Annotated in this window: 14 protein-coding genes; 3 read left to right on the top strand and 11 right to left on the bottom strand. The window is 48.6% G+C overall.

Annotated features, from left to right (window positions below):
• Positions 1-526: 526 nt before the first annotated feature.
• The 6 genes from J7K63_02535 to J7K63_02510 all read right to left on the bottom strand — a co-directional run bounded on the left by J7K63_02535 (position 527) and on the right by J7K63_02510 (position 7,524).
• On the bottom strand, positions 527-2,011 hold the full coding sequence (locus J7K63_02535; protein MCD6233903.1) for a response regulator: 1,485 nt from the start codon (positions 2,009-2,011) through the stop codon (positions 527-529).
• The gene (locus J7K63_02530) at positions 2,008-2,406 is read right to left on the bottom strand and encodes a response regulator (protein MCD6233902.1); all 399 of its coding nucleotides are present in this window, start codon (positions 2,404-2,406) and stop codon (positions 2,008-2,010) included. Before J7K63_02530 ends, J7K63_02535 begins: the two co-directional genes overlap by 4 nt.
• A gap of 31 nt (positions 2,407-2,437) precedes the next feature.
• On the bottom strand, positions 2,438-4,150 hold the full coding sequence (locus J7K63_02525; GenBank protein MCD6233901.1) for an iron hydrogenase small subunit: 1,713 nt from the start codon (positions 4,148-4,150) through the stop codon (positions 2,438-2,440).
• 17 nt (positions 4,151-4,167) lie between these two features.
• Positions 4,168-5,976 carry an NADH-quinone oxidoreductase subunit NuoF gene (locus J7K63_02520; protein ID MCD6233900.1) on the bottom strand — a complete coding sequence of 603 codons (1,809 nt, stop codon included), beginning with the start codon at positions 5,974-5,976 and terminating at the stop codon, positions 4,168-4,170.
• 191 nt (positions 5,977-6,167) lie between these two features.
• Positions 6,168-6,623, bottom strand: a complete 456-nt coding sequence (nuoE, locus tag J7K63_02515; protein MCD6233899.1) for an NADH-quinone oxidoreductase subunit NuoE — start codon at positions 6,621-6,623, stop codon at positions 6,168-6,170.
• A gap of 301 nt (positions 6,624-6,924) precedes the next feature.
• Positions 6,925-7,524 (bottom strand): hypothetical protein, encoded by a 600-nt coding sequence (locus J7K63_02510; protein MCD6233898.1) that lies wholly within the window; start codon positions 7,522-7,524, stop codon positions 6,925-6,927.
• A 158-nt stretch (positions 7,525-7,682) separates the two neighbouring features.
• On the opposite strand from J7K63_02510, the gene J7K63_02505 reads away from it, so the two are divergent.
• Positions 7,683-7,835: a hypothetical protein gene (locus J7K63_02505; GenBank protein ID MCD6233897.1), complete on the top strand. Its 153-nt coding sequence runs from the start codon at positions 7,683-7,685 to the stop codon at positions 7,833-7,835.
• Positions 7,836-7,937: 102 nt separating this feature from the next.
• Here the strand turns inward: J7K63_02505 and J7K63_02500 are convergent, their stop codons facing one another.
• The 4 genes from J7K63_02500 to nth are packed head-to-tail and all read right to left on the bottom strand — an operon-like array spanning position 7,938 to position 10,321.
• On the bottom strand, positions 7,938-8,348 hold the full coding sequence (locus J7K63_02500; GenBank protein ID MCD6233896.1) for a (deoxy)nucleoside triphosphate pyrophosphohydrolase: 411 nt from the start codon (positions 8,346-8,348) through the stop codon (positions 7,938-7,940).
• On the bottom strand, positions 8,345-8,980 hold the full coding sequence (gene plsY / locus J7K63_02495) for a glycerol-3-phosphate 1-O-acyltransferase PlsY (GenBank protein ID MCD6233895.1): 636 nt from the start codon (positions 8,978-8,980) through the stop codon (positions 8,345-8,347). The genes J7K63_02500 and plsY overlap by 4 nt, the downstream gene beginning before the upstream one ends.
• On the bottom strand, positions 8,977-9,678 hold the full coding sequence (locus J7K63_02490; protein MCD6233894.1) for a DUF502 domain-containing protein: 702 nt from the start codon (positions 9,676-9,678) through the stop codon (positions 8,977-8,979). Before J7K63_02490 ends, plsY begins: the two co-directional genes overlap by 4 nt.
• Before the next feature lie 7 nt (positions 9,679-9,685).
• Positions 9,686-10,321, bottom strand: a complete 636-nt coding sequence (nth, locus tag J7K63_02485; protein ID MCD6233893.1) for an endonuclease III — start codon at positions 10,319-10,321, stop codon at positions 9,686-9,688.
• A 144-nt stretch (positions 10,322-10,465) separates the two neighbouring features.
• Here nth and J7K63_02480 point away from each other — a divergent pair, with 144 nt between their 5' ends.
• Both J7K63_02480 and J7K63_02475 read left to right on the top strand, forming a co-directional pair.
• Complete coding sequence (locus J7K63_02480) at positions 10,466-11,179, top strand: transglutaminase domain-containing protein (protein MCD6233892.1); 714 nt, start codon at positions 10,466-10,468, stop codon at positions 11,177-11,179.
• A 194-nt stretch (positions 11,180-11,373) separates the two neighbouring features.
• Entirely contained in the window at positions 11,374-14,820 is a 3,447-nt protein-coding gene (locus J7K63_02475) for a hypothetical protein (GenBank protein MCD6233891.1), read from the top strand.
• 435 nt (positions 14,821-15,255) lie between these two features.
• Here J7K63_02475 and J7K63_02470 read toward each other — a convergent pair.
• Positions 15,256-15,574, bottom strand: a 319-nt coding sequence (locus tag J7K63_02470; GenBank protein ID MCD6233890.1) for a T9SS type A sorting domain-containing protein, incomplete at its 5' end; no start/stop codon positions are given.

Below are 15,574 nucleotides of genomic sequence, written 5' to 3'. Positions count from 1 at the left end.
GAGAGTTGTAGCAGCAGGACATGACCTGCCGTTGAGTTGGAATTGTGAGATATGAATTTGTGTTGCAGGAGAAGGACAGAGATTATTGATTGATTTGACTGGATGATTGGGGAATTGACAACCCCGGATTTCGGTCCGGAAGAATGAAGCAGCAGTTGTCACTCGTCACTTTATTACACACCAGCCGCGAAGCAGCGCTAACTTCCAGCTTCTAACTTATTAAAAATGATTGATTCGATTGGGGATTTTCTACTGATTTGATACCGAGATTATAAGAGAAATGGGATATATTATTTCAATAAGATAACGCCCCCCACCCCGGGGGTAAAATACACCGAAATCTGACATAAAGCAAGATAATATTATTAATCATATATATACTGTGTCAAATATTTCAACAGACTGAAGCCTGAGGTCAATCATCCAATCATCTCATTCTTCATTCCCAATTCCACTGTGCATAGCGCACTCTGCGGGAGGAATAACTCAAAACTCAGGGACCGGACGTATCCTGTCTTTACGACTCTCACCTCTCAACTCTCGGCAGATATACCGTAAACGTGCTTCCCTTCCCATATTCCGTATCCACGGTGATGCGACCTGCGTATTCATCCACAATTTTTTTCAGGATAGTCAGTCCCAGACCGGTGCCGGTAATATCCCGGGTGAATTTGTTTTTCGCCCGGAAGAATTCCTGAAACAGGCGGTCTTTTTCGTCGGGTGTCATGCCGATACCGGTATCTTTTACGGAGACTTTCACCCAGCGGCCGTCTTCCACACAGGCAATATCGATACTGCCCTCGTATTTATTGTATTTGATGGAATTGGAGATCAAATTGGTAAAAACCCGCCGGATTTCCTCGGGATCGGCCTTGACAAAGAGTCCGTGTTTCAGAGTTAGATTCACGCTGATTTCCCGTTCTTCCATCTGGGGTTTAAACAATTCTACGGTGCTTTCCAGAAGCTCGGCTACTTCCACATTTTCCAGGTTCCGTTTCACGGCCTTGGAATCCATCCGGAAAATATTCATCAGATCGCTGATCAACTCCATGAGGGCTTCGGTCCGTTCCAGGGAACGCTTCATATAGGTATTATAAGTAACAATATCATCACCCAGCGCATTGTCTAAAATCATTTTCAGATAACTGTGGATAGCTGCCAGCGGAGCTTTCAGCTCGTGAGCCACCATGTTCACAAAGCGGGATTTGGACTGTTCCAGTTGTTTCATTTCAGTTATATCCCGAAGGACCGATACAACGCCGAGACACTGGCCGTTTTCCCCGAGAACAGGGGCCGTATTAGCCATTACCACCAACTCCAAAGGCGGTTTAATCACCAGTTCCTGTTTGATGGCACCGGTTTTACCCTCGGATTCAGCTTTCCGGAGGATTTCACAAATCTGTTTTTGCAGGGATTGGGGCAAATATCGGAACATGGAATCCCCGATGAGGATTTGACGGTCCGTATCAATCAGCTGAAGAAAACGGGGATTGTAAAAAATAATCTCTTTATTCTGATTGATAACCAGAATCCCGTCATCGATGGAATTAATGACGGTAAAAAGGCGGGACTTATCCACACTGAGTTCCGCCAGGTTGTTTTCCCGTTCTTCCCGCAGGCGCCGGGCTTCCAGAATATACCAGCGCCGTTCCAGCGCCCGATGAATCATGGGAATAATTTTTTCAGGATCAAAGGGTTTGGAAATGTAATTGTAGGCGCCCATCTGGGTTGTCTGCACTGCCGAGTCAATGGACGGATTAGCAGACATCATGATGCAGATGGCCTCTTCATGGACTTTCCGAATGGCATGCAACACATCCCTGCCGCTGATATCGGGCAGGGACATGCTGATGAAATATATATCATATTCTGAGGAGGAACCTTTGGCAATCCCTTCTATCCCGCTTCCTGTGGACTCAATGACATGATGATTCCCCAGGTGGTTTTTCAAGAATTCCACCACCTCGGCTTCAGCATCAATAATCAGGATACGGGCATCGAGTATTTTCACGATTCTTTCAGTACTTTATCCTTAATGTACTGCAAAAGGTCATTGGGAGAAATGGGTTTTTCCAGATAATCATCGGCATTGATCCAGTTTTTTTCTTCCGATGTCTGTGTGGAAAAGCGGTATCCTGTTTCGTGCCCCGTAGATGTAAAAATCACTACATGGGCGTTTTTACGCTCCGGCTGATTTTCCATCCAGTGGCAGAGAACAAATCCCGAATCAAAGTGTTCCATGACCAGATCGGCAAAGACCACATCGGGTTTAAAAGATTTGAAGAGTTTTTTCCCTTCTTCACTGTTATAAGCCGCTTCAACTTCAAAACCATTTTTTTGGAGAAAGGGCTTATAGATGTTAATCAGGTCGGTATCGTCATCAATCAAGAGTATTTTTTTGCTCATGGAGACCTCTTTATATTGTTCGGTTCAAACCTTAATGCCGGTTTCGTTTGGTATAGTAAGTGTGGAGCAGATCATGGGCGGTGTGGCTGCCCGGCTTTTCAAGGAATTCATGATAGAGTTTTTGAATGGACTGATTATGGTGAGAACACCGTTTTGGCAGTCCCTGGTCAATTTTGTAGATGGCTTCCGTCCGTTTTTGGATTTTTTCCGGGGTACTGGGCAAGGGCTGACCACCGCCGTTAATACACCCGTTAGGACAGGCCATCACTTCAATAAAGTGGTATTCGGATTTTCCGGCCTGCATGTCTTTCAGGAGAACATCAATATTTTTCAACCCGCTCACGGCGGCGACTTTCAGTTTAATCCCGTTGATCTCCACCGTGGATTCCTTTACGCCCTGGAGTCCGCGGATAGGTGAGAAGTCAATAACCGGCATATCTTTTCCGGTCATCATATAGTGGGCGGTTCTGAGGGCGGCTTCCATCACACCGCCGGCGGCACCAAAAATAGCACCGGCACCGGTGGATTCACCCAAAGGATCATCAAACCCCTCGTCGGGCAGTCGGGAGAAATCAAGTCCGGCCACCCGGATCATCCGGGCCAGTTCCCGGGTTGTGATGACTGCATCTACATCCTGGTATTCCTTACCCAGTTCAGGCCGTTGTGCCTCGAATTTCTTGGCAATACAGGGCATGACGGATACCACAAAAATCTTTTCCGGATTAATACCCATTTTCCGGGCATAATAGGATTTAATCATGGCTCCCTCCATCTCGTGGGGGGATTTGCAGCTTGACAGGTGATCCATGAGGTCAGGATAAAAGTGTTCCAGATATTTCACCCAGCCCGGGCTGCAGGATGTAACCATCGGCAGGGTTTTCTTCTGCGTAATCCGCTCTATCAGTTCATTAGCTTCTTCCATAATGGTAAGATCGGCGGCAAAGTTGGTATCGAACACTGTATCCACACCCATGCGCCGGAGGGCGGCCACGATTTTCCCGGTGACAATTTCACCTGGCTCCAGGCCGAATTCCTCGCCGATGGCTACTCGGACCGCAGGGGCAATCTGGGCCACTACCAGTTTGTCCGTATTGTTGATGGCTTCCCATACCCGTTTCTGATCGCTCTTTTCACGAAGAGCACCCACAGGACAGTGAACAATACATTGACCGCAATAGACACAGGCCACAGTATTCAGACTCCGGTCCATAGCCGGGGCAACAGCACTGTTAAAACCGCGGTTGATCAGGTCAATGGCACCCACGTTTTGCATTTCATGGCAAACCCGCACACAACGTCCGCAGAGAATACACTTTTCGGGATCCCGTTCAATGGAGGGACTCGCCAGATCGAGTTTCCCCTTGCGGCGCTGTCCCACATAACGATAACTCCGTACTCCGTATTCCGCTGCCAGGGATTGTAAATCACAATTCCCGTTCCGGGTACAGACCAGGCAATCCTGAGGATGGTTTGCCAGCAGAAGTTCGATGATGGTTTTGCGGGCCCGGCGGACTTCCGGCGAGTTGGTCTTCACTTTCATGCCGTCATAGACCGGAAAGGCGCAGGAAGGTACCAGCCGTCCCTGGTCTTCCACTTCCACCATACACATCCGGCAGGAGCCTGTGGGGGAAAAGCCCTTCAGGTAACAGAGAGTGGGGATACGAATTCCTTCCCGTTCCGCCACTTCGAGGACCGTCTCGCCCGGGTTTGCCCAAACTTCAATATTGTTAATGGTAATATTCATGTGCTTCCCTGATTTTTTTATTCCACATAAATGGCGTTAAAATTACAGATCATCATACACTGGCCACAGCGTGTACATTTGTCGTTAATGATGTAATGAGCTTTTTTCCGTTCACCCACGATGGCATCCACAGGACACTTAATGGCACAGAGTGTACAGCCGGTACATTTATCGGTATCGATTTTATAGGTCAGAAGCTCCTTACACACGCCGGCGGGACACTTTCGTTCGTACAGGTGAGCTTCGTACTCATCCCGGAAATATTTGAGTGTGCTGAGCACCGGATTTGCTGCTGTCTGTCCCAGTCCGCACAACGATGTGGTGGTAATCACTTTTGCCAGCCGCTCCAGATAAACCATACCCTGAAAACGCAGGAGAGCTTCTTCCGGGTCATTTTCGTTTTTGTAGCTTCGTGTCAGCCGTTCCAGGGTTTCATAGAGCCGCTTGGTTCCTTCCCGGCAGGGAATACACTTCCCGCAGGATTCAGACATAATAAAGGTCATGAAATATTTGGCCAGATCGACCATACAAGTGGTTTCATCCATGACAACCAGTCCGCCGGAGCCCATCATGGCTCCTATCTCTTTCAGGTTTTCATAGTCGATGGCCGTATCGATAACGGATTCCGGGAGGGCACCTCCGGACGGACCACCGATCTGCACGGCCTTGAACCGCCGCCCGTCCGGAATGCCACCGCCCACATCAAAGACAATCTGTCGAAGGGTAGTACCCATGGGGACTTCCACCAGGCCTACGTTCTTCACCTTTCCTGAGAGGGCAAAAATCTTTGTCCCCTTGGAGGTTGCAGTTCCGATGGAAGCATACCAATCCGCCCCCCGGCGGATAATGACCGGTACATTGGCAAAGGTTTCCACATTATTGATAACTGTCGGTTTGCCCCACAAACCTTCCGTTGTGGGATAAGGGGGGCGGGGCCGGGGCATGCCACGGTTTCCTTCGATGGAATTGATCAGCGCCGTTTCTTCTCCGCACACAAAAGCACCGGCGCCTTCTTTGATTTTCAGTTTAAAACTAAATCCGCTGTTCAATATATTTTCACCCAACAGTCCGTACCTTTCCGCATCTGCAAGGGTTTTTTTCAGGCGTTTGATGGCCAGGGGATATTCGGCACGGCAGTAAATGTATCCTTCAGACGCTCCAATGGCATAGGCCGCAATCACCATGCCTTCCACCACCCGATGGGGATCCCCTTCCAAAACAGCCCGGTCCATAAAAGCACCCGGATCACCTTCATCAGCATTGCAAATCAGGTACTTGATATCCCCTTTGGACTGACGGGCAAATTGCCATTTCTGTCCTGTTTTGAATCCTCCGCCACCGCGGCCCCGGAGACCGGCTTTCAACACAACTTCAATTACATCGTCAGGGGACATGCTCTTCAAAATGCGGCTGAGTCCCTTGTATCCTCCCCGAACAATGTACTGATCAATGCTCTCAGGGTCGATGATTCCGCAGTTTTCCAGAACCACTTTCTGCTGGATTTTGAAAAAGGGAATATTGTCGATGACAGGCAGATTATCCCAGCTCTGTTCACTTTTTTCATGATACACCCCCAGCACCTTATCCTGCACCGGTTCATGGTTGATCAGAGTGGTTTCAATCAGGTTGGGGACATCCTTTGGGGTCACCCGGGCATAGCTGAGACGGGGATATCCGGGAAGTTTAAAATCCACAATCACCTCTTCGGCACAGTATCCCACGCACCCGGTGGAAATCAGTTCGGCTTCAATGCCGCGTTTTTCCAGCTCTTCTTTAAAGGTATCGTACACACCCTGGGCACCGTTTGCCAGTCCACAGGTCCCCATACCTACAATAATTGCCGGCTTGTCCGCCTTTTCCAGGGTCAGGCGAGACTTGTATTCCCGAAGATCTTTTGCAAGCTTGGCAGGAAGGGTTACTTCCGGGGATTCATGGATGATATCCATAAACAAATCGGGGGTGACTGGAAAACCCGTATCCTTTCGGTTCAGTATTTCAAGAAAATCCTTCATGGAATCTATCCTTTGTCTTTGAATTTTTTTATCAGCTTCTGGATGGATTTGGGAGTGAGTCCGCCGAAGTACTCGTCATTAATCACGATGACCGGTGCAATACTGCAGGCACCGATACAGGCCACGGTTTCAATGGAAAACATTAAATCTTTGGTTGTGTCTCCGGCTTTGATTCCCAGTTCCGATTCCAGGATCCGTAAAATATCCAGGGAGCCCTTCACATGACAGGCTGTCCCCCGGCAAACCTTTATCACGTATTTGCCCAGGGGTTTCAAACGGAACTGATTGTAAAAAGTCGCCACACCATACACCCGACTTAAAGGGATGCCGATATGCTCTGCTACCTTTTCCAGCTGATCTTCCGGCAAATATCCGAATTCAGACTGGATATTCTGCAACAGAGGTATCAACAGGGAGGCATCGTTCCGCGGATAGGCATCAAAAATGGACTGATTGTTCATTCCTCTCCTCATTTTTTTCAGATATGAAAGACACCATTTTTACCAGCCCAATAATAAAGATATTTTTCTCTATTGTGGAAAAAAATTTATGCTTTTTTTAAAATTCGGAGATTTTATTCTTAAATATTTGAGAGAGTTTTCCAAGAGGAGAGAATAAGGCGGCAGGCGGCAGTTTGAAAGTCCCAACGCCCGCCCGTTAATCCACGAAAACACATCAGCCGCGAAGCGGCGCCAACTTCCGGTCACCGGGTAGGCCGCCAACAGGCGGACGTATCGAGGTGCCAGCTTCCAACTTCTAAAATCATTTCCCCATCAAAACAAGTCTCACCGAAAGTCCGGTTACAGGATGGTGACCTGTCGGCAGATTGGAATCGGGGTCCTTTTTAAAAGTACTGAGGGCGAAGTCGTAGGTGTAACCGGTTTCAAGAAGCAGGTGTTTGCGGAAGGCCAGTCCGCCGATCAGTCCGAACCGGAGGGCTTTGTCGTCCCGGACATCCTTCAGAATCCAGGTAATTCTGGGGCCAAACATGATAGAGGAAAGAGTTGATGTCCGATTATGCCATTCCCGGACGATATTGAGTTCCACACTCTGGTTTTGCTGGTAAATATATCCTGCATTAATTTTAGTAAAGCGCGTAGCGCCGGGAGCTCCTTTGGCCAGATATGTCATACTGAATCCCGATCCCCAAAAGGGAACCCCCACATGAAGGTTCAGATCCACTTTCGGACTCACGCTCTGGTGCACACTGTAAACGGGAAAGAGATTTTCTACGGAAAAGGCAAAGCTATACGTGCGTGACCCCGGTTCCATTTTCCCGGGGTAGATGACGGGATGACCCGCGCAACCGGCCAGTCCGATCACCAACACAAGACTGAGAAATATTTGCTTATATCCGTCCATACAAGATAAAGCAATTTATGCATAAGCAGATTTGAAAAAAAGTGAAAGATATTGGGAGGTCTTTCCATCTTCGGGATACGGCATTCATCCTCCTGAAAAATAAAGTGACAACTTTCTGCTGTGTGTCAGGTCTTATGTGTGAAAAACGGAGAAGAACAATGAGAATTCAACTGACATTAAGAACCATTGCTTACATCGCCCTGATCGTGATCGGCCTGCTGATGGCCAGCGCCAATGAGATGACCTGGATCTCAGCCCGCTTCATTCTGGAGCCGGTCCATGAAGCAAGCGCCGTCGTTTTTCCCTTCTGAGAAAATCAGGAACACGCCGCATATTCCATCGTTATAAATCGTAGTGACTTAGATTTCACTTACCATACATCAAAGGGGTCCCCAACAGGACCCCTCTCCCGTTTATAGGCATTCTTTTTTTAAAACATGAGGATGTTTATCCAGCCAGGCCAGAAATTCCAGGTCCCCCGCTAAAAGATCATATTTCCGCAGCTTTTCCCGACGGACCCATTCCATGGTTTGAAAAGCTTTATTCTGTATCCGACCTGCAAAAGAGAGGATTTGAAAAAAATGGAGGGTGATGGCTTGCCGGTTTTTGTATTGGTAGGGATATGAGACAATTTTGTTGACACAGGTCACATGGATGGAGAGTTCTTCCGTCAGTTCGCGGATAAGGGCTTCTTTTGGTGTTTCACCTGTTTCCGCCTTTCCCCCGGGGAATTCCCACTTCAGAGGATGAGGATCCCGGGGCAAGCGCTGACAAAGAAGTATTAAACCATCCGCCATGAGAATACCGGCTGAAACATGAATCATGAGGATTTCTTCCGTTTGAAAATCATGATGTTTTCAAAACGTCCCTCTTCTCCCCTTCTCAGATTTTTCACATTGCTCCGGTGGGTCCAGAGAATGAAAAAAGGAATCATGATGCTGAAAATCAGAAGCCAGATGCTATCATAATTCCCCAGAAAATACAAAACAATATGAATAATCCCGAAAAAACTCACGGCCAGCATGGAAGCCACGGACACATAACCGGTGAGAAGGAGGGTCAGGATAAAAATCAGGGCGCAAATCAGGACAATCACCGGCGCAATGGCCAGGGCCATCCCTGTGGCTGTTGCCACACCTTTACCGCCGCGGAATCCCCCAAAGAGTGTAAACGTATGTCCTAAAATCGCACTGATACCTGCCAGGATCATGAGTCCCGCCGGATCTCCGCTCCCAAGCCTGGAAATCCAGTAAGCCGATGCAAATCCCTTAAACATATCCAGCAGCAGAGTGATAATCCCTGCAGTAACTCCCAATTGACGAAAGACATTGGTTGCCCCCATATTGCCGCTCCCCAGGGTCCGGATATCCACCCTTTTCAGGATGTATCCCATAATCAAAGCCGTGGGGAAGGATCCTGCCAGATAGGATAACAAAATCACCCATACATTATTCATGACTCATCTCCCGTCTTTTCTGTTGAATTTTGTGAATCTGCCTTTCCCCGGGGACCCTGGTCCCGGTAAAATGACAACTGCTTTTTTGCCGGAAAAGGCATTCCCGGCGGTGAAACCAGCCCTCCGGAAATCAGCATTTTCAGTCCTTCTTCAATTGTCAGTTTCGTATCCACCGCATCCTCACAGGGGATAAACACCATGTATCCCGACGTGGGGTTGGGGGTGGTGGGAACAAATACATTGTACATGCGAATTCCGTCAGCTGCCAAAGACTGTCCTGTAACAAAACCGATGGTCCAAATCCCCTCTGCCGGATACTGGAGAAAAATCACCTTCTGAAATTCTTTCCGTCGGGATGAACCGATAATTTCCACAATCTGCCGGGAAACGGTGTAGAGACTCCCCAGAAAAGGCAGTTTTGACAGTCGCCGCTCGATGCGGTCAAACATCTTTTTTCCCAGCCAGTGATTTACAAAGGCACCCAGAAAAAAGATGATTATAAATGTGGCGATAAAACCGATGCCGGGAATATAAAAGGGGAGAATCTCCCGGAAATAACGGCCGAATATATTATCAATGAACCCAAAAATAAACTGGAGGGTGAATATGGTAATCCCCAGGGGGATAGCCACGATGAGACCGGATATAAAGGCTGTTTTTAAATTTTGTTTTTTGAACAGGTTTTTCCACATGCTCATAGAATATTTACTCTCCTTTGCTTAAGTGATCCGGGCACTTTTTCAGTATCTTCTCTCCATTTTCAGAATAGGGACCGGGGCAAAGGTCACACAAGCCACACATCTCACAGTGGGGTTTTCGGGCGGTGCAGACAGCCCGGCCATGGTCAATAATCATATGGTTCCACTGAATCCAGTGCTCCCGGGGAAGAATTTTCTGCAAATCGAATTCCACCTTTACCGGATCGGTATGGCAGGTAAAACCCAGATGACGGGAAACCCTTCCCACATGGGTATCCACCACAATTCCCGGTTGATGGTAGGCCACGCCCAGAATCACATTGGCTGTTTTCCGCCCCACACCCGGTAAACCGGTCAGTTCTTCCAGGGTTTCGGGGACTTTTCCACCATATTTCTCCACAATCATGCGGGATGCGGCCAGGATGTTTTTAGCCTTATTGTTAAAAAAACCGGTGGATCGAATCACGTCAATCAGTTCAGGTAAAGGTGCTTGTGACATGGCTTGAGGGGTACTCCAGCGACTGAAGAGCTCGGGGGTGACTTTATTCACCCGTTCATCGGTACACTGGGCCGAGAGGATAGTAGCCACCAGAAGCTGAAAGGCATCCACATGAATCAGCGAACAGGTACTGGCAGGATACATAAGGTACAAGCGGCGGATAATCTTTTCAGCTCTGCGCTGTTTCGATTCACGGGTTTCGGAGTCCTGGCGTAAATTCACTTTATCATCCCTTCGGTTTCGTCGTAAATTAGCAAGGATAGAAAGGAAAGCCAAAATTAATACACCATGAATCTTGAACTTTTACAGCATTTTCTCGAAGAAACCCCCTTACTGGACATTCACAACGCCACCCTTTTCGCGTTGAATGAAAAACACCGTTGGGACAAGGCCGATCCTGAAACCCGCACCCGGCAGATTTATGAATTTGTCCGGGATTCCATTGCCTACAGCTTTCCCAAAAAACCTTTCCAGACGGCAGCGGAGGTTCTGGCAGCCGGTTATGGAATGAGTGTTTCCAAAAGCATCCTCCTCATGGCATTGCTGCGCCATGTTCACATGCCCTGCCGGTTTCACGGTTTTCTGATTAAAAAAGAGTTTCTCCGGGGCATTCCCGACGACAAACTCTACAAAAAAATCCCCCCCCTTCTGGTCCATGCCTGGGTGGAAGTCCTCCTCGATGACCGCTGGATCATCCTGGAAGGCGCAACCCTTCCCAAAGCCTTCATAGAAAAACAACTGAAGAAAATCCCCTTCAGGACCGGTGAATTCAACGGATTGGGGCTGGGAGTGCACAAACTGGACAACCTCTCTTACGAATGGACGGGAAAACACACCTATATCCAGCGGAATGCCATTCTGAGGGATTACTCTGTCTTCAACGCTCCGGATCACTATCAGATGGTTTTCGGAAACGAACTGAAAAAAATCCGAAACTACTATCCCGGAAAACGGCTGATTAAAAAGCTGAATCAGCGCCTGAATGCCCTCCACACGGCGTAAAAACATCCTCCCGGATCTCCCCAATCCCCGGAAAAATATTCCTGTTGAACTTCCTTACAAGCCTGAGTATTTTACAACGCGGACAGTCGTATAAGAGAGGAGAAACAAATGATCACAGGAACGACTGTTAAGCAGACACGGCAGACCACCCGGTCTTTTTTTATCGGTCAAATTAAAACAAAGGAAGCATTTATATGGATTTAAAGCGCGCTTTAGGCATTGATCCGGACGGGGTTATTCAGTTGAATCATTCCGAACGGCTGATTCAATACATCAATTTTAAACTGGCGGCTCTCGGTGAACCGGTCTTCGGTACGCTCCACGACAAAGAGTTCATTGAGCTGGCCCGGGATCTGATCTACAATCACCAGGAAAAAAACCGCCTTCTCTCCAATTACCTGTGTCCGGCGGACCAGCGCATTCAGAATTTCATCAACAACTATTTCAGCGATACCGACGAAGATTGTACGGTGCGTCTGCCGTCAGACACCTTCATTTTGGATCATCACGGCATTGCCCGCATGCTCTCCATTCCGCCGGATCAAAACGAATATCACAACGGGCCGGTCTCATCCTACCGGATTGAGCAGGGTATTCTTCACAATCCGAAGCACGACCGTCGAACCACCAAGGGGGTTTTTCATGTGAGTGAAGGCGGCCTGCCCATCCCTGATGATAAAAAGGCGGTACCAAAAGAGACCTTCCGCCGCATTTTAAAAAAAGCTCTGGATGTCCCCAAAGAGATGATGGAGCTGCCCTTCACCGCCTCACAGGATAAAAAGGCCTATGTGTGGACCTCCCTCCTGCTCCGTCCCACCGTGACTCCGGAAGTTCCGGGGTATAATGCCAGGAAAAGCATGGAAATCCGATTTTTCGCCCCGGGCTGTCTTGTGAGCAACCTGGATTTTGTGGAATCCATCTTCGGGAATGCAGGAGATCCCTACCTGCCTCAGAACGATGCCGCCCTGGATATTGATCACTGGACGGGACACACGGGATGCGTGATTCTGGCGCCTCACCTGAACAACCTGACCAAAAAGGAGTTGGGATTGCCTCCTGTGGATAAAGCCACCAAGCGTCAAAAGCGGGACGGCATGTGCTGGGGAAAGGAGGATGAACTCTATAACGACGGCCAACCCTTTAAAATCACGGCCCGGACCGACGATGGTGTAATCCTTACCATCCTTTCGGATAATTACTTCGGCTATACCAAAAAAGAGGTAAAGAGTCAAATCAGTTTTTCGGCCAATTTATACGGCAATTCAGAGGAGGAACACGCCGGCGGTGCCCTGGTTTTTCCCACCTATGATTTGGGGGATGAATTCCGGGACGACAACCTGATTCCCCATAATGGACTGACATTCAGCGAGATGACATCCATGTACAAAGAAATTATGGAGGAGAAACCGGAGGGATACGCCATTGACAGGACCTATCCTGAAATCATGTATGTACCGGAGAATATCCAGATCAACCTGAAAGAACAGGTCATCCGCTGGAAGAAAGGGAAAAAAAACCAGACTCTGAAACTCTTGCCTGAAAACATCTACCTGATGCCGTCGGGCTATCAGATCCGGATGATCAAACAGCAGGGCGCTCCCTTCTGGCAATTAATCGGCACGGTGGCGGAAGGAACCTTCATCCACAAGCCGTGTACCGTCTCCGGCGGCGGGAAATCGGAAATATCCAAATCCATCGCCAATTCCATCATTTACGGACCCTTTTTCGTAGCCGATATCCGGAAGGATTTCAAATTGCTGGATGAAATTATCCAGAAGGATTATTCCACCCGTTTCAAGGATTCTGACCGCAAGGATAACCGGCCGTTTCTGGATCCGGAGCGCTCCATGGGGTCTGCAATCAAGCTGTTGACCCCCTCCGAAAAATACACGGATGAATACAACAAATGGCTGAAATCCATCCCTATGTACGTGAAGGGACTGGTTTTCATTGTAAAACGCTTTTACAAACAGGAATGGGGGAATAACTGGCGCGAACATTTCACGGTGGACAATGTAAACGGCAAGCCGGGGAATGAACTTCGGCTTCGGAACCACCGCCTGTATGCCGCCTATCTGCGGGTAGGTTTTGAAAAGGACGGAAGCTGGCGGACCTACAAGCTGCGGCAGGATTTTGTGGGCGCCCATAAATTGCAGATGGAGGATGATATCAGCGCCTCGACGGTGGTCCCCGCCCGGGAGTTGAATTACCTGAACCCGGATTACGACAATCCCAGCGTAAAAATCACGGAAAACTGCGAATTTCGGTTTTTCCAACGACCGGACGAGGCTATCAACCGGGGATATGATAAACAAGCTGAAGCAGACCTGGCCAAACCCAATACTTTCATTTCCAACTTCCAACCCCTCACGCCGGATGATGCCCGGGAAATCATGGAAAATGCCATCCTTTTTGACAAATACACCGACCCCATGAAGAAGATTATCCGGAAAGCAGCCCGGAATCCTGAAGGAACTTATTTCGTGAGTTCCTCCCATCCCCGGATTGTAAACGGAAAACCGGGCAAGAATGTCCGCTATCTGCAAAACCGGCCCGATATCCTGAACCCCCGGGACCGTTATCTGGCTCAAATGGGCATCCGTCTGTACCGGAAAATCCCGGCGGATTCACCGGTCTATTTCCCGGTGAATGCAGTCCTCCCCGGCCGGCGAAACAATCCTCCGGAACCGGGCATCCGTCCCCTGGCGGTTTACAATCCCATCCACTACCAGGAACTGCCGGAACTCTTCATGGATTTTATCTGCAGCCTGACGGGAAAATCTCCCTCCACCACCGGTGCCGGCTCGGAAGGCGCTTTGACAAAAGGTCCTTTCAATGCCCTGGTCCCCACATCAGACCTGAACAACGCCCTGGTTTCCTATATTCTCACCGGATATGACGGTTTTACTACGGCAGCAGGTTATGTAGGACCCAAATACCGGGTGGATCACGACATCAGTCTGCTTGTCCCGGAAATCTGGTGCCGCCTGACGGTGAAAGAGCGGGATCCGGAATATTTGAAGAGCAACGGATACCTGGAGAAAATTCAGGATTTCGAATACAAGGGGAAAATGGTTTATGCCAGCAGACTGGGATACCGAATCACGGAAAAATTCGTCCAGGACTTTTTCGGGCGGGTTTTTGAAGATCCCCATACCGTCTTCAACGAAGAAATGCTCAAACCCGAACTGCAGAGCATGGAAGACTATGTGGACGGTATCCTGAACATCACCGAAGCCCAGAAACGGGTGGCCAAATCCTATTTCAATGACGGGTGCGTGGCGGCTGCCTGTCCACCCCTCAAAGCACTTTTGGATATCATGGTCTACGGCAATCACCAAGGCAAAACCCCGGATGATCCGGAAATCCGGAAAATGTTCACCCCGGACTATCTGCTGAACAGCGAGTGGTACCGGGAACGGCTTATGAACAAACAGCTGACAGATATTGCCCACTGGCAGCAGCACATTACCTATCTGAAGCATTTTCTCAAAAAAACCAACTACACAGACGAAGCAGACCGCCTGGGCATCCGGGAGCGCCTGGACCGGGCCACAGAAATGCTGGAACGGGTTAAATCACCCTTCTACCTGAAGCGGCTGAAAGGGACGCTGGGGGCGGATATGCTTTATAAAGAATGATGGGGAAAGATTGGATAGATTGATTGGATTGGTTTGATTGATTTAATTGGGGATTTTTGCTGATCTGGGAATAAGATTATAGGAAAAGCAGGATATATGAATTCGCTTAGGTAACGCCCCCCACCCCGGGGGGTAAGATACAGCAAAATGCAACATGAAGCAAGATAATATTGTTAATCATATATATGATGTGCTAAATGCATCCATGAATTCAGCACTTCGTTATGCTTATTGTTAAAGGATTCAAGCAACACTTCTTGCCGTTCAATTGGTCTATCTGTGATAGCAGCGTGAGGAAGATTGATTTGATTGGATTGGATTGATTTGATTGGATTGGTTGATTGAAAATCGCGGACTTCCGTACGGAAAACTTAAGAAAAAAAGAAACCCCGGACTAAAGTCCGGGGCATAACAAATCCAATTCATCATTCAGTATTACTTCAAAAGCACCGCCTTTTGCATGTGACTCCGGCCGTTAAACGACGTCCGGACAAAGTAAATGCCCGAAGCCAAGTCATTAGCCTGTACGGTGTAGTTGTATGACCCGGCGCCGAATTCACGGTTCACCACAGTCATCATTTTTTGGCCGAGAATGCTGTAGAAGTTCATGGAGACCCCGAAGAGTTCGATGGAGACATTCATGGATTCGGTGAGGGTAAAGGGGACGGTCAGGGTGGCATTAAAGGGATTGGGATAGACCGGATCCAGGGCATAGCCATCGGCTATAACTGCCCCCTCAACCTCAACCTCAACC

Source organism: Candidatus Neomarinimicrobiota bacterium, from assembly GCA_021157965.1.
Classification (GTDB): Bacteria; Fidelibacterota; Fidelibacteria; order Fidelibacterales; family Fidelibacteraceae; genus Fidelibacter.
The sequence above is the reverse complement of the archived record's forward strand: the minus strand, read 5'-3'. Positions and strand labels throughout refer to the sequence as shown.

Coding starts and splice junctions, on each gene's coding strand:
- J7K63_02510 (MCD6233898.1), bottom strand. CDS start 7,524: ATGGACGGATATAAGCAAATATTTCTCAGTCTTGTGTTGGTGATCGGA.
- J7K63_02475 (MCD6233891.1), top strand. CDS start 11,374: ATGGATTTAAAGCGCGCTTTAGGCATTGATCCGGACGGGGTTATTCAG.
- nth (MCD6233893.1), bottom strand. CDS start 10,321: ATGTATCCTGCCAGTACCTGTTCGCTGATTCATGTGGATGCCTTTCAG.
- J7K63_02530 (MCD6233902.1), bottom strand. CDS start 2,406: ATGAGCAAAAAAATACTCTTGATTGATGACGATACCGACCTGATTAAC.
- J7K63_02520 (MCD6233900.1), bottom strand. CDS start 5,976: ATGGGGACCTGTGGACTGGCAAACGGTGCCCAGGGTGTGTACGATACC.
- J7K63_02480 (MCD6233892.1), top strand. CDS start 10,466: ATGAATCTTGAACTTTTACAGCATTTTCTCGAAGAAACCCCCTTACTG.
- J7K63_02505 (MCD6233897.1), top strand. CDS start 7,683: ATGAGAATTCAACTGACATTAAGAACCATTGCTTACATCGCCCTGATC.
- J7K63_02525 (MCD6233901.1), bottom strand. CDS start 4,150: ATGAATATTACCATTAACAATATTGAAGTTTGGGCAAACCCGGGCGAG.
- nuoE (MCD6233899.1), bottom strand. CDS start 6,623: ATGAACAATCAGTCCATTTTTGATGCCTATCCGCGGAACGATGCCTCC.
- J7K63_02500 (MCD6233896.1), bottom strand. CDS start 8,348: ATGATTCATGTTTCAGCCGGTATTCTCATGGCGGATGGTTTAATACTT.
- J7K63_02490 (MCD6233894.1), bottom strand. CDS start 9,678: ATGAGCATGTGGAAAAACCTGTTCAAAAAACAAAATTTAAAAACAGCC.
- plsY (MCD6233895.1), bottom strand. CDS start 8,980: ATGAATAATGTATGGGTGATTTTGTTATCCTATCTGGCAGGATCCTTC.